This is a genomic window from Photorhabdus kleinii, from assembly GCF_025384885.1.
Taxonomy (GTDB): Bacteria; Pseudomonadota; Gammaproteobacteria; order Enterobacterales; family Enterobacteriaceae; genus Photorhabdus; species Photorhabdus kayaii.
This window is the reverse complement of the sequence record NZ_JAJAFY010000023.1, coordinates 46,189-61,067: the sequence shown is the minus strand read 5'-3', so window position 1 is coordinate 61,067 and position 14,879 is coordinate 46,189. Positions and strand designations below refer to the sequence as shown.

11 protein-coding genes are annotated in these 14,879 nt (G+C 45.0%); 2 read left to right on the top strand and 9 right to left on the bottom strand.

Annotation, left to right across the window (positions count from 1 at the left end; translation table 11 throughout):
* Window positions 1-41 precede the first annotated feature (41 nt).
* A complete protein-coding gene (menF, locus tag LG003_RS12445) occupies window positions 42-1,361 on the bottom strand; it encodes an isochorismate synthase MenF (RefSeq protein WP_262980860.1) in 1,320 nt (439 codons plus the stop codon).
* 1,016 nt (window positions 1,362-2,377) lie between these two features.
* On the opposite strand from menF, the gene LG003_RS12440 reads away from it, so the two are divergent.
* Together LG003_RS12440 and LG003_RS12435 are read left to right on the top strand one after the other, a co-directional pair.
* Window positions 2,378-3,604, top strand: a complete 1,227-nt coding sequence (locus LG003_RS12440) for an alpha-xenorhabdolysin family binary toxin subunit A (protein WP_262980859.1) — start codon at window positions 2,378-2,380, stop codon at window positions 3,602-3,604.
* Window positions 3,605-3,649: 45 nt separating this feature from the next.
* The gene (locus LG003_RS12435; RefSeq protein WP_112877589.1) at window positions 3,650-4,711 is read left to right on the top strand and encodes an alpha-xenorhabdolysin family binary toxin subunit B; all 1,062 of its coding nucleotides are present in this window, start codon (window positions 3,650-3,652) and stop codon (window positions 4,709-4,711) included.
* Window positions 4,712-4,863: 152 nt separating this feature from the next.
* On the opposite strand, the gene nuoN is transcribed toward LG003_RS12435, so the two are convergent.
* From nuoN to nuoG, 8 genes are read right to left on the bottom strand one after another with little or no spacing between them, the layout of a single operon-like run.
* Entirely contained in the window at window positions 4,864-6,321 is a 1,458-nt protein-coding gene (gene nuoN, locus LG003_RS12430) for an NADH-quinone oxidoreductase subunit NuoN (protein WP_113042499.1), read from the bottom strand.
* 6 nt (window positions 6,322-6,327) lie between these two features.
* Window positions 6,328-7,848 carry an NADH-quinone oxidoreductase subunit M gene (gene nuoM, locus LG003_RS12425; RefSeq protein WP_262980858.1) on the bottom strand — a complete coding sequence of 507 codons (1,521 nt, stop codon included), beginning with the start codon at window positions 7,846-7,848 and terminating at the stop codon, window positions 6,328-6,330.
* A gap of 20 nt (window positions 7,849-7,868) precedes the next feature.
* On the bottom strand, window positions 7,869-9,716 hold the full coding sequence (gene nuoL, locus LG003_RS12420; protein ID WP_112877595.1) for an NADH-quinone oxidoreductase subunit L: 1,848 nt from the start codon (window positions 9,714-9,716) through the stop codon (window positions 7,869-7,871).
* Complete coding sequence (nuoK, locus tag LG003_RS12415; protein ID WP_011147297.1) at window positions 9,713-10,015, bottom strand: NADH-quinone oxidoreductase subunit NuoK; 303 nt, start codon at window positions 10,013-10,015, stop codon at window positions 9,713-9,715. Before nuoK ends, nuoL begins: the two co-directional genes overlap by 4 nt.
* Window positions 10,012-10,557 (bottom strand): NADH-quinone oxidoreductase subunit J, encoded by a 546-nt coding sequence (gene nuoJ / locus LG003_RS12410; RefSeq protein WP_262980857.1) that lies wholly within the window; start codon window positions 10,555-10,557, stop codon window positions 10,012-10,014. The genes nuoK and nuoJ overlap by 4 nt, the downstream gene beginning before the upstream one ends.
* 12 nt (window positions 10,558-10,569) lie before the next feature.
* Window positions 10,570-11,112, bottom strand: coding sequence for an NADH-quinone oxidoreductase subunit NuoI (gene nuoI / locus LG003_RS12405; RefSeq protein ID WP_112877597.1), 543 nt, complete (start codon window positions 11,110-11,112; stop codon window positions 10,570-10,572).
* 14 nt (window positions 11,113-11,126) lie between these two features.
* Window positions 11,127-12,104, bottom strand: a complete 978-nt coding sequence (nuoH, locus tag LG003_RS12400) for an NADH-quinone oxidoreductase subunit NuoH (protein ID WP_011147300.1) — start codon at window positions 12,102-12,104, stop codon at window positions 11,127-11,129.
* Window positions 12,101-14,827, bottom strand: a complete 2,727-nt coding sequence (gene nuoG / locus LG003_RS12395; protein WP_262980856.1) for an NADH-quinone oxidoreductase subunit NuoG — start codon at window positions 14,825-14,827, stop codon at window positions 12,101-12,103. Before nuoG ends, nuoH begins: the two co-directional genes overlap by 4 nt.
* Between the last annotated feature and the right edge of the window lie 52 nt (window positions 14,828-14,879).

The window sequence follows — 14,879 nt, the reverse complement described above, 5'->3', positions numbered from 1 at the left end:
TATCCTAGTTCAATGAATTGCCATTTAATCGGAGATTGTTTTCATTCACCTTTCAGCAAAGTGCGCAACCCGGCAGCTTTATTCTCTATCTCTATCCACTCCTGTTGTGGATCAGATCCCATCACAATCCCCGCACCGGCATACAGTGAAAGTAAGTTATTGTTAATTTGTGCGCAACGTAGCGAAACCGCAAACTCACTCTGTTCACAGGAAAGATATCCAGCGGACCCTGCATACCAATCACGACTGAATAACTCGCTATTACGAATAAAATCACGCGCCGCTTCACGAGGTAATCCAGCAACAGCGGCCGTTGGTTGTAAACGATGCAAGCAATCACTATCACTGGCATTCTTTAGTTCTCCCTGGATCCGGCGGCGCAAATGCTGAACCTTTCGCAGACGAATCACATCTGGCGGAGCAACATCGACAGAAACCACGGCGCCTTGAAGACGCTGGCAAATATCATCAACAACGAGCAAGTTTTCATGTTGATTTTTTTTATCACCTAGCAACCATTGCCCCAATTTTTCAGCTTGCTGAGTATCATCTGAATTGGTAACCGTCCCCGCCAGCGCTTCTGTATAAAGCTGAGTCTGCTTGCGGTAGTAAAGCCGTTCTGGCGAAGACGCCAAAAAAGCCTCATGCTGATTAAAAGCCAACATAAAATGATAACAACAGTGATTTATCTGGCGACTCGCTGCCATAAACTGTCCAGTCGCTAAAGATTCACTCAGTATTATCTGCGTTTTACGCGCCATCACTACCTTTTCCATCTTGCGATGAGTAATAGTATCCAAAGCCTGCTCAATCAAATCACACCACCGGGCGCGTTCCGGCACATTCTCCTCGTTCACTACCACCGCCTGTAACACAGAGAATTCCTGGTGCGGTACTAACTGTCGCAGAAATTCCTGTGCATTCCTCATATCCTGCCGACCAGCTATATTCAAATACAATCTGCTTTCGTCACGGTAGCGACGTAATTCGATGCGGGGCAAAAACAGATAACCTGTTTCCCCTGCTTCGGATTGCGTAATACGGGCTGGTTGAATCCGATCCCAAGCATTCAGCCCCCAGATCCGTATCTGTGGAAACTGACCGTTTCTCTGCAAAAAATTTTCGGCTAAAGCGATATCACTGAAAAGATGGATTTGCCCACAAGCAGCAACTTCTTCATGGCCCTCTCTGTGATGCCAGTAGAATTGTGGATAATGAGACTGCGCTGCCAGCCATTCCAGCCAGTAAACGCTGCAACCTGCTGGCAGAGGAAATGAAATCTGTTGAATACCAACTTCGCTAACTTGTTCATTATTCAGTGTCTTACATATATCAGCGACAACATTAGCAATTTGACTCACCACTTTCTGCCCCAAAAGACGTGATAAAAAGTAGGATTATACGGGGCATTAATAATAATTAAAGCCCTGATTATTTATGTAATTATACTTGTCCAATTCCGTTAACAGAATGCTATTACCTCAATACTGAAACAGACTAAATCAGATGTTTTGTGCCTCAAATAACGAATATAAGAGCCTATCCCAAGCATGATCCTCACCATGCAATTTATAAAAAAACGACTCCATTACTTACTACGAAAAATCTACTAAATAAATACCGTTATTATAAACAAAGAAATAAACATTTTTTCTTTGTAAAAATCCACCTATAAAAAACATATCTTATTTTCATAATAGCTAAATAGAATTATAAAAAAATCCTCCTTATTTGTTAATTTGAACTATCATATGAACAATTAAGACTTTAATTAAAATATAGATCTAAAAATAGCAAAAACTTTTATTCAACAACACATAAAATAGAGTTCTATCTTATCTATTATTTAAACATGCCATAAACGACAAATCAAAAAACATCTGACTTATTCTTTATAAAAACACCACATTACCTATTTTTTAAATTAACAATATAGAAATTATATAACCGCCACATCACGAAATCAACGTAACAAATTGTTTTAAAATGCATTTTATAAAAATAACATTAAAATATTTTATATTTATTATCTTAACATCAATTAAAAAATGAAATACCAAACCATATAAACAAGAAAGACAAAAGATTATTTTTACATTTGATTACTAAAATAATAAAAATTCATACTATTTAATTTCATATATTAGATATAAAAAAATCATAAATAATTTCATTTAAGATTGATAAAAATATAGACAATTATTTAATAAAACTCATGAATTAAACTATTTTCACAACAATTAATCATGAAAATATATGTATTTTTAATTCAGATTATTCAATAAAAAATACAACATTAATTTAACAACATGAGTATTATGACGTTCGGTTGTGCCTTGATGTATTTAATAATTTTTCAATAAAGCAAGAACCATTAATGGAGAAATATATGTTATTAGCTCAACTTCCAGCGGAAAAAACACTAAATGAAACAGATATTCCCTCGGCTACCTTGCAATTACTGACTGGTAAACAAGAAGGTGTTGCACGCCCCGGAGGAATATTTACCAAAGAAGACTTGATTAATATCAAACTGTATATTAAAAAAGGTCTATCACTCCCTTTTAATCTTGAGGAAGTGAAAAACTACTTGGGTTACCAAAAGATCGATATCGCTGGATTAGAACCAGAAGATATTCACACTTTGTTTGAAGAAATCCGCACTCACTCGTTTAGCTGGAGCGATGTGGAAAACGATATTCTGCAACAGAGCATAGACCTGGAAGTTGTTGGCAAACAAATTACCGAAACGGGTGAAAACATCATTAGCATCATTAATGAAATGCCAATTATCACACGTATAAAAAGGAGATTAGGAGAAATATCGGACAGACAACTCGCCGAGATCACCTATACCTATGAAGACAGAGAAGTATCCTATGTTCTAGGGGAAATCCTTGACACCATGAAAAGTGATATTAAGAAACAACAGGAAAAAACTGAAAAGGTCAAAGCTGAAGTATCCGATTTCAAGCTAAAGCTGATTGGTGGCAGGTTATCAAACGGCAGCATTGCCTTGGGCTTACAACCACAAGTCGAAAATAAGAGAAAGCTGATGAAAGACAATAAGATGTCGGTCAACATCGGAGATCTGGATGAGAAAATCATTGAGAAAAAAGAGGACATTGTCCAACTCAAGAAAGACTACGATAAATTCGTCGGCCTGGCTTTCTCTGGTATCGCAGGAGGGCTTATCGGCCTCGCTATTACCGGTGGCATCTTTGGTTCCAAAGCAGAGGAAGTGCGAAAACGGAAAACTATGCTGATCGAAGAAGTGCGGAGCCTGGAAGAGAGCATCAAAGGTAAACGCGCACTGCAAAAGTCTATTACTAGTTTATCCCTTGATTTTAGCGACATCGATACCCGTTTGTTGGATGCAGAAGTCGCGCTGAACCATTTGGATTACATGTGGCAATCCATGCTGACCCAGATCAATGCTTCCAAAGATAAATTCAGCCAAATTAACGATGCTCTGAACCTGACCTCTTTTATGACTAAATTCCAGCAAGTCATAAACCCTTGGAAAGAAGTAGAAGGTTCCGCGAAACAATTGGTCAAGGTTTTCGATGAAGCATTGAAAGAATACAAATCTCGCTATAACTAATCATTCACGTATTACATAGGACTTACGGAAAAAAGGAGTATTAAAATGACTGACGTCATCACTTTCCCTCAGAAAACGATCATTTATCCAGAAATTAACGTAAAAACTTTGAGTCAAGCGGTGAAAAACATCTGGCGTTTAACGCATCAGCAAAAATCAGGCATTGAAATTATTCAAGAAAAAACTCTACGGATAAGCTTATATAGTCGTGATATCGACGAAGCCGCTCGCGCCTCTGTACCTCAACTACAAACTGTTCTGAGGCAACTCCCGCCGCAAGATTATTTCCAGACCATCATCGAAATTGATACCGCTTTGGAAAATACCGAATTGGATGACGAAACACGAAATACCCTGTTGGAAGCACGTTTAGAGCAAGTACGCAGTTTAAACAAAGATGTTAAAAACGTCATTTCCAGCTTACACGAAGAAGCTAACATAATGACCAGCAAAATTGCCGACGTTAGTAATGTCGTTATTTTAGAACGTCTGGAAGAACGCCTGAAAGAAGAACAGGAAAGAAAAGAAGAGCTGCAAGCCGATATCACGCAGAAAGAGCAGGATAAGACCAAATTAATCCCAGATCGCGACAAGCTCATCGAAAGCCAAAATATTATCCGTCAATATAATCTGGCCGATATGTTTAAGGATTATATTCCCGATGTCAGTGAACTGGACAAACTGAATCTGGCTAGCCCCAAAAAAGAACTCATTAAACAAGCGATCAAACAAGGAATTGAGATCACTAAAAAGATTCTGAGTAATATCTCCACAGGACTAAAATATGTTGAGCTAGCTGATGCTAGAATCAAATTGGATAAACAAATCGCTCAATTAACCACAGATTGCGACGATTTAAAAACTCAGTTAAAAGGCGTGGAACAACGGATTACCGGTATAGCTGATGTGCATCAAATCGACAAAGAACGCACTACCCTATTACTCCAGGCAACTCAACTGGAACAAGTATGGAACATCTTTGCCAGACAATTACAGGAGACCATAGATGATCAAACCCGTCAGCAAAACCTGACTAAACTCATACACGATCAACTAGACTACCTTGACAATCTGGAATCACAATATAGCGGGCTTCTAGTGAAATAAATATGGCTTATCCCCTGATCTTTGATCTCCATCAGGCAATTGAAACACTGATCAGGGAGAAGAAAGCGTTATCAATAAATTGCAATAACCCGGTAAGGATGATCTTACCGGGTTTTTATATTCCAAATAATCCGTAACAACTGACTGGCTATTTAGAGAATAATTTTCGCTTGCTGTATCACATCAATCAGCGGTTGAGGCCAGATACCTAGCGCTAACACCAATAATGCAGAAATCAGAACAACCATCCCGCCGGCAGTCGATGCCCAGTTCCTTGGCGTGTCACGGTTAAGGGCCTTCGGCGCAGGTAGATACAGACTGACCATGACCCGCAGGTAGTAATACAAACCGATAGCACTACCCACAACCACAGCCCCCGTCAGCCACCACAGTTCCGCTTTCACACCCAACACAATGACGTAGAACTTACCAATAAAACCGAACGTCATTGGGATCCCCGCCAGTGACAACATCATCACCGTCATCACCGCAGACAGAATAGGTTTATGCCAAAACAGGCCACGGTATGAGTAGAGGGAATCTGCATCCGGCCCTTTATATGGGCTGGACATGAGGCTAACAACGCCAAATGCACCAATACTGCTAAACAGATAACCTGCCAGATAGATACCGACCGTTTCTTCTGAAAGCTGGTGGTTCTGTACCGCCACCAGCGCCACCAGCAGATAACCCAAGTGAGCAATAGAAGAGTAACCAAGCAGCCGTTTGATATTTGTCTGGGTCAGCGCCATCAAGTTACCGAACAGCATAGAAGCAATTGCAATAACGGTTAATACCGTACGCAGTGCTTCACTATCCGCCATTGGTGCTTCAACAAACAAACGCACTACTACTGCGAAAATCGCTATCTTACTGGCTGTTGCCAGAAAGGTGGAGACCGGAGCAGGCGCTCCCTGATAAACATCCGGTGTCCAGAGATGGAAAGGCACCAGTGATAATTTAAAGCCAAGGCCAACAACCAGCATACCCAAGCCTGACAGTATCAAAGGTTGATAGATATAGCTGTCAGACAAACGATGCCCCAGTGCGGCAAAAGAGAGATCGCCTGATTCCGCATATAACAACGCTATACCAAACAGCATGAAAGAAGAGGCTGCCGCAGACAGCAGCATATACTTGATAGCCGCTTCCAGAGAGCGTTTCTGACGATATGCATAACCAATCAAGCCAAACAGCGGTAAAGTTAATAACTCAATACCGATAAACAATGATGCCAGGTGGTTTGCACACGCCAGAAGAATCCCGCCCACTGTCGCAATCAGCACCAGCAAATAAAACTCTTCTTTGTTATCTGGGTAATTTTCTAACCAAGAATAGGCGAAAGTCGTCGTTGCTAAGCTTGCAACCAGTACAAGACCGATATAGAGCATAGCATAGCGATCCACATGAACCAGTGGAGTGACATCCATCGCTTCTTGCTGTCCGACAAAATAGAGAGACAGCAGAGCCAGATTCAAACCTATCACGGTCAGAGTGGTATTAATAAAGTGATCGCGTCGCCACGCAATGGACAGCATCACAACGACTACCGTCAATCCGACGATCAACAGCGGTAACAGCGCGATCAGTTGTTGAGGAGTTATTGTCATGGCGAATTACGGCCTTGTAGTTGAAATTGAAGCTGAATACCAGGTCTGGATGTTATCCATCGCTGCCGCTGAAGTATCAAGGATAGGTTGTGGGTAGAAGCCCATCACCACCAGTAATATCAACAGCACCATTACAATGGATACTTCTCGCATATCCATTCGTCTTAGTGGTTCATCTGATTTTGATTCACCGTAGTAAGCACGCTGCATCATATACAGAGCATAGACAGAGGCAAAGACCAGACCAAACACAGAAATCGTTATAATTAACGGAAATTCACTAAAACTACCAAACAGGATCATAAATTCACCGACGAAGTTACCGGTCCCCGGCATCCCTAGTGTCGCCACAGCAAAAGAGAGCGATAACGCAGGCAAGAACTGCACACGTTTCCACAAACCACCCATAAGATTCATATCACGGGTATGTAAGCGCTCATAAAGCTGCCCACAGAGAATAAACAGACCTGCGGCTGACAGACCATGAGCAATCATCTGAATAATTGCCCCTTGGTAAGCAAGCTGGCTGCCAGAATAGATCGCGATTAACACAAACCCCATATGAGAGATACTGGTATAAGCAATCAAGCGTTTGATATCTGTCTGGCTGAATGCCATCCATGCGCCATAGAAGATCCCAAGCACACCGAACCACATCGCAATGGGAGTAAACTCATGAGAAGCTTCCGGGAACAGTGGCAAACCGAAACGCAACAGACCATAACCTGCGGTTTTCAGCAAGATACCCGCCAGGTCAACAGAACCCGCTGTTGGTGCCTGACTGTGCGCATCAGGTAACCACCCATGTAAAGGCACTACTGGCATTTTTACAGCAAAAGCAATGAAGAAACCGAGCATCAGCAAGTATTGAACGGTATGTGACATTGGTGTATTCAGCAGCTTTCCATAGCTGAATGTCCACTCACCTGTCCCGTTATAGTGAACCAGTACCAGCGCCATAATCGCAATTAACATCACCAAGCCACTCGCCTGGGTGTAAATGAAAAACTTGGTCGCTGCGGTGATACGGGTTTTACCGCCTGAGCCTCGGTGCCCCCACAGTGCAATCAAGAAGTACATCGGCACCAACATCATTTCCCAGAAAAAGAAGAATAGGAACATGTCGATAGCGAGGAACACCCCCATCACACCACCCAAGATCCACAGCAGGTTCAAGTGGAAAAAGCCCTGATATGGCTGATTTTCCGTCCATGAACAGAGAATAGCCATCAGCCCCAGTAGTGCGGTCAACACCACCATCAGCAACGATAAGCCATCCAGAGCAAGGTGAATACTGATACCAAAACGTGGGATCCATGGCATAAGAAATTCCTCTTGCCATTGAGGGATCCCTTGCGGATTCACCAAGGTATAGTCCCCCAGCAACCACAGTTGCAGAGAGAGCACCAGAGTCAACCCCATCGAAATTAACGCGATCCAACGCGGTACACGGGTACCGAAGCGTTCAGCCTGCCAACTCAACAGGCCACCGATGAAGGGCATAAGAATTAGCCAAGGTAATAGCATGGCGCAATGTATCCCTTAAATTAAACCAGTAGCAGCAGAGCTAAAACCAGCACTGCACCCAACCCCATAGAGGCAACGTACCAACGGACCTGTCCATTTTCACTCAGACTAAGACCTTTGTTACTCCAGCGTGATAACACCGCAGGAATATTCATCAATGAATTTAGCGGATCGTTTCGCAATACATGTGTAATGTTCTTGAACGGCTTAACAAATGCCCAATCATAGAGAACATCAAAACCCCAAGCATTAAACCACCATACGGAGAAGAAACGCCCCGGAGCACTTTGTGCCACACCATTCACTAACTGACGTTTACCCAAATACAGTGCCATTGCCAGCAAAATACCCGCGACAGCGATCACACCAGAAACCACTTCCAAGGTCATTTTTCCTGTGTGATCCGTTGCATGGCTTCCCGGTAATACACCCGCCAATGGTGGCACAATTAGTGCGCCCACAAAGGTGGAAAGCACCAGCAATACCAGTAACGGCAGGTGATGGGTGATACCCTTAACAGGATGAGCTTTTGTTTTCGCCTCACCGTGGAATACAATGAAAATCATACGGAAAGTATACAAAGAGGTCATAAATGCCCCCGCCAGACCAGCTAGCATAAGGTTGATATGACCATGTGACATTGCTCCCCACAGAATTTCATCTTTACTGTAGAAACCCGCAGTGACAATTGGCAACGCTGATAACGCCGCGCCACCTACCAAGAAGCAGGCATAAACCAACGGAATGGATTTACGCAATCCTCCCATTTTGAAAATATTCTGCTCGTGGTGACAGGCCAAGATGACAGAACCCGATGCCAGGAACAACAGCGCCTTAAAGAAAGCGTGAGTCATCAGGTGGAAGATTGCTGCATCCCACGCCTGAACCCCCAACGCCAGGAACATGTAACCAATCTGGCTCATGGTTGAGTAAGCCAATACACGCTTAATATCGGTTTGTACTAACGCGGCAAAACCTGCCAACACCAGCGTGACAGCACCGACAGTGCCAACCAGTTGCAGGATTTCCGGCGCCATCAAGAATAGGCCGTGACTACGTGCAACTAAGTAGACCCCGGCGGTTACCATCGTTGCAGCATGAATCAACGCAGAAACTGGCGTTGGACCGGCCATCGCATCGGCCAACCAAGTTTGTAACGGCAACTGGGCTGATTTACCTACTGCTCCCCCCAATAACATCAAAGTCGCCCAGGTAATCACCGAAGAACCGGCTTCCAGATGCTGTGGAGCTAAAATCGCCAACTCGCGGAAGTTCAATGTTCCCAGATTGTCATACAAAATGAACATGCCGATAGCCAGGAAGACGTCACCCACACGGGTAACGACAAAGGCTTTCATTGCTGCGGCACCATTCGCCGGATTGGTATAGTAGAAGCCAATCAGCAAATAACTGCACAGCCCTACCCCTTCCCAACCGAGATACATCAGCATCATGTTATCTGCCAGAACCAGTATCACCATGCTGGCAATAAACAAGTTGGTATAAGCGAAGAAACGGGAATAGCCCTCTTCACCACGCATATACCACGAGGCATACATATGGATCAGGAAACCAACACCCGTTACCACACTCAACATGGTAAGTGATAAACCATCAAGAACCAGAGTGAACGGAATACTGAAATTCCCAACTTCCATCCAGTTCCACAGGTTCTGACTGTAAACCAGATCACCTGCGCCATTCTGACTGTTGAAATCGATAGCTACCCATAAGGTAACCAACGCAGCCAAACCAACAGAACTAATCCCGATGGTAGCTGATGTATTTTCAGACCAGCGGCCACGGGAAAATGCCAACAGCAAAAATCCCAGCAGTGGCAGCAGAATTGTTAAATAGAGTAAGTTCATCCGCGCATCTCACTGACTGTATCAATATTCAGATTCTGGCGACGACGATAGAGCTGCAATAACAGCGCCAAGCCAATACTCGCCTCTGCCGCCGCCAAGCTGATAGCCAAAATAAACATCACTTGACCATCTGGCTGGCCCCAATAGCTGCCTACCACAACAAAAGCCAGAGCCGCAGCATTAATCATCACTTCGAGCCCAATTAACATAAACAACAGATTACGGCGGATGATGAGCCCGGTCAGGCCCAACACAAATAGAATTGCCGCCAAAATCAGTCCATGTTGAAGAGGTATCATGGTTGTTCCTCCGCATTTCGGTTGCTGAGCACTTCACCCTGTTTGTGTTCACGGCCAATGTGATACGCCACCACCATACCGGCAAGCAACAGCAAAGAAGCCAGTTCAACGGCCAATACATACGGACCAAACAAACTGATACCCACTTCTTTGGCACTGACAACTGCACCCGTGATATTGTCGGCAATATCCCCATGAGAAACATTGATAATGGTATACACCAGCACAACAAGCAGCATTGTTGACAGTATTCCCGGACCAATCCACGTCCGCGGTTTCAACCAAACACGCTCCTGTTCAACAACAGATTTGCCAAGGTTAAGCATCATCACCACGAAAACGAACAGCACCATAATAGCCCCGGCGTAAACGATGATCTCTAGCGCACCGGCAAAATAAGCGCCCAGCGAGAAAAACACCGCTGAAAGCGCCAGCAGAGAAACGATCAGATACAAAAGCGCATGTATCGGATTGGTATGGGTAATTACCCTGATAGTTGCCAATATGGCAATCAGCCCAGCGGTATAAAACGTAAATTCCATGAATATCGCTCCTTACGGCAACAGGCTTTTAACGTCGATAGGTTTCGCTTCATTGTCGGCTTCACCTTTTGATTTGCCGTCAATTGCCACACCTGTCTTACGGTAAAAGTTATAATCAGGATATTTACCCGGACCTGAAATCGTCAGGTCCTCTTTTTCATATACCAAATCCTGACGCTTAAATTCCCCCATTTCGAAATCAGGCGTTAATTGGATCGCAGTAGTCGGGCAAGCTTCTTCACATAAGCCACAGAAAATACAACGTGAGAAGTTGATGCGGAAAAATTCTGGATACCAACGACCATCTTCATGTTCAGCCTTTTGCAGTGAGATACATCCCACCGGGCAAACAGCCGCACACAGGTTACAGGCAACACAACGCTCTTCACCGTCCGGATCGCGCGTCAACACAATACGGCCACGGTAACGGGGTGGCAGATAAACCGGTTCCTCTGGATACATTTGGGTTTCGCGCTTATGAAAGGCATGCAAGCCAATCATCCAAATACTGCGTACCTGGGTGGCAAAACCAACCACTAACTCTTTCAATGTCATGGTTCATTCCCCCCTTATTGAGCGTTGTACAAAATCACTGCCGCAGTCGCCAGCAGGTTAAGTAAGGTCAGCGGCAGACAGATTTTCCAGCCAAACGCCATCACCTGGTCATAACGCGGACGCGGTAAAGAGGCACGTATCAGGATGAACATCACCATGAAGAATGCCGTTTTCAACGCAAACCAGACAAACGGCGGCAGGAACGGACCATGCCAACCACCAAAGAACATTGTCACAATCAGGGCAGAAACCGTGACAATACCGATATATTCACCAACGAAGAACAGACCGAATTTCATACCGGAATATTCAATATGATAGCCATCAGCCAGCTCCTGTTCTGCTTCCGGCTGGTCAAATGGATGACGGTGACACACCGCTACACCCGCGATAGCAAAAGTCAAGAAACCAAAGAACTGAGGAATGACATTCCACATATGCTCTTGTGCATTGACGATATCCACCATATTGAAGGAGTCCGCCTGCGCAACAACACCCATAAAAGAGAGACCAATAAACACTTCGTAACTCAGTGTCTGCGCAGAAGCGCGCATTGCCCCCAGTAACGAGTATTTGTTGTTACTTGACCATCCAGCAAACAGCACCGCATAGACAGCCAGACCCGCCATCATCATGAAGAACAAAATGCCGATGTTCAGATCAGCGGCCATCCAAGTCGGCGTGATCGGCACAATGGCAAATGCCAGCAACAGAGAAACGAAACCAATCACCGGCGCTAAGGTAAAGATCATTCTGTCCGCAAAACGGGGGACCCAGTCCTCTTTGAAGAACATTTTGATCATGTCAGCGACGATCTGTAACGATCCGCCCCAACCTACGCGGTTAGGCCCATAACGGTTTTGAAACAGCCCTAGCAAACGACGTTCACCAAAGCTCATCAATGCCCCACAGACAACAACCACTACCAGTATCACCACTGCCTTCAGAACAGCGATCAGCACATCAATAATTTCGGGGGTTAACCAACTCATTGTGCAACCTCCCGCAGATTATTCACGGAAACACCGGCCAATACCGGAGGAATACCCGGCATTCCCATTGGCAAACCGATCTGCCCTTGAGCAAGATTTTCACTCAGACGAACTGCCAGACGCAGTTGCTGACCAAAACAATCAAACTCCAGAACAGAACCCGTTTTCACACCTAATTGATCCGCATCTTTGCTATTGAGCATCACATAAGGCTCCGGCATGCGTTCCTGAATCACATCGGAACGTTGAGTTAACTCTTCACTACCAAACAAATGATGGTAAGGAGCCACTGTCCATTGGTTATTTTGTGCAGTAAATGCTGTCGGAATCTGATCAAAATAGTTCAAACCGCCGTCAGTGGTTTCAATCAGACGCACACCAGGATCGCCAAAGCGCAGATGACCACCTACCTCCGCCTGGAATTTGTTCCAAGCCTGTGGTGAGTTCCAGCCCGGCACCCATGCAAATGGCACCTGCTGACGATGGGCATTAGGACTATTGTTACCTTCCATTGAGAAAGCAAATGGCGAATCGACATCCTGCGGCTGACGTTGCTCATGTACGCTGAGATTCGCCAACATAGCAGTACGACCACTGTAACGGTGTGGTGAACGAGCCAGTCTCTGACCACGGATGCGGAACGTAGAATCAGGCGCGGCATCAACAATGCCTTTAAGCTGTGGCATTGCTTCAACGCAGGCATCAATCACATGGTCAAGCTGCGTCCAATCCAAATGACGTTCAGCATACGTTGTATGCAAGGAGTGCAACCAACGCCAACTCTCCAGCATCACCACCGATTTGTCATAGAAAGAGGGTTCGAAAACTTGGAAATAACGCTGAGCCCGACCCTCCTGATTCACCAACGTGCCGTCACTTTCTGCAAAGCTGGAAGCTGGCAGAATCAAATGGGCTTTATCCATGATAGCAGTGCGTTGATGGTCAACCACAACCAGGTTTTTCAGATTGTTCAGTGCATCGTCTACCTTATCTGCTGCGGCATGCCGATAGAGATCATTTTCCATCACAATAGCCGTATCAGATTTACCACTACTTATACGTTGCAGAGCAACATCCAGTGGCTGAGCCTCCATCATTGCCAATCCAATACTATTCGCATAGATTGCAACAAACGACAAACCGACATCTGAACCTCGGTCTTTCAGTGCCCAGGCAATATTAGCAGCTGCTTGAATAATCGCATCACTGCCGACGTTACTGCCGCTGATAATCAGCGGTTTCTTAGCGCCAATCAATGCTTGCGCAACCATATCCACTTTGGCTCTCAATTCGTCAGGCAAATTCTCGACGGCCGGCGCCGTGTTATCCAATGCATGAGCGACTGCAAAACCAAAACGAGCCTGATCATCAACCGGCGCACGATAATTCCACGCTGCGATATCATCCAGATGCGTATCATCCACGTTGGTTACAAACAGAGGATATTTGGCACGCTGACCAATATTCATCACAGCGGCAATCTGCCAATCAGCAACTTTCTGAGCAGCAGCCATTTCGCGGGCTTTACCTTTCACAGCCTGACGAACCGCCAGTGCCATCCGGGCACCGGTTTGCGTTAAATCTTCGCCTAAAATCAATACCGCATCATAGCTTTCAATTTCACGCAGCGACGGTGTATAAACACCACCCTGTTGCAGAATTTCCAGCATCATATCAAGGCGTTGTTGTTCAGCCGCAGCAATCCCACTATAGAAGTTTTCCGCGCCAACCAGTTCACGTAGTGCAAAGTTGCTTTCCAGACTGGCGCGTGGAGAACCGATACCGATGGCATTTTTGGCCTGACGCAAAATATCCGCCCCACCCTGCATGGCCTGTTCAGCGTTAAGCGAGATCCAATGATCACCACGCAATTGCCGTGGCTGGCGAGGGCGATCTTTACGGTTGACATAACCGTAACCGAAACGACCACGGTCACACATAAAATAGTGGTTTACCGTACCGTTATAACGGTTCTCGATACGGCGTAATTCACCATAACGCTCCCCGGGGCTGGTATTACAGCCAATGCTACACTGTTGACAGATACTTGGCGCAAACTGCATATCCCATTTACGGTTATAACGTTCAGAATGGGTTTTATCAGTAAATACCCCGGTTGGACAGATTTCTACCAGGTTACCGGAGAACTCGCTTTCCAACGTGCCACTTTCAGGGCGACCAAAATAGATGTTATCGTGAGCGCCATAAACACCAAAATCAGTGCCGTCGGCATAATCTTTGTAGTAACGTACGCAACGATAACAAGCAATACAGCGGTTCATTTCATGAGAAATAAACGGCCCCAATTCCTGATTGTTATGAGTACGCTTAGTAAAACGGTATTTACGGAATGTATGACCGGTCATCACAGTCATATCCTGTAAGTGACAGTTGCCCCCTTCTTCACATACCGGGCAATCGTGCGGATGGTTAGTCATCAACCACTCAACCACACTCTCACGGAACTGTTTAGCCTCTTCATCATCAATAGAGATAAAAGTGCCATCCGTTGCCGGAGTCATACAGGACATTATCAGACGACCGCGCGTATCATCCGCATTTTGATATTGCTTCACCGCACACTGGCGGCAAGCGCCAACGCTTCCAAGCGCTGGATGCCAGCAAAAATAAGGAATATCTAACCCCAAAGAGAGGCAAGCTTGTAACAGGTTATCAGCCCCGTCTACATCATATTTTTTGCCGTCTACATGTATCGTAGCCATAGTCAGCATGCTTCCAAATGACCTGCTTTTCAGCAAGTGTTAATCAAAAATT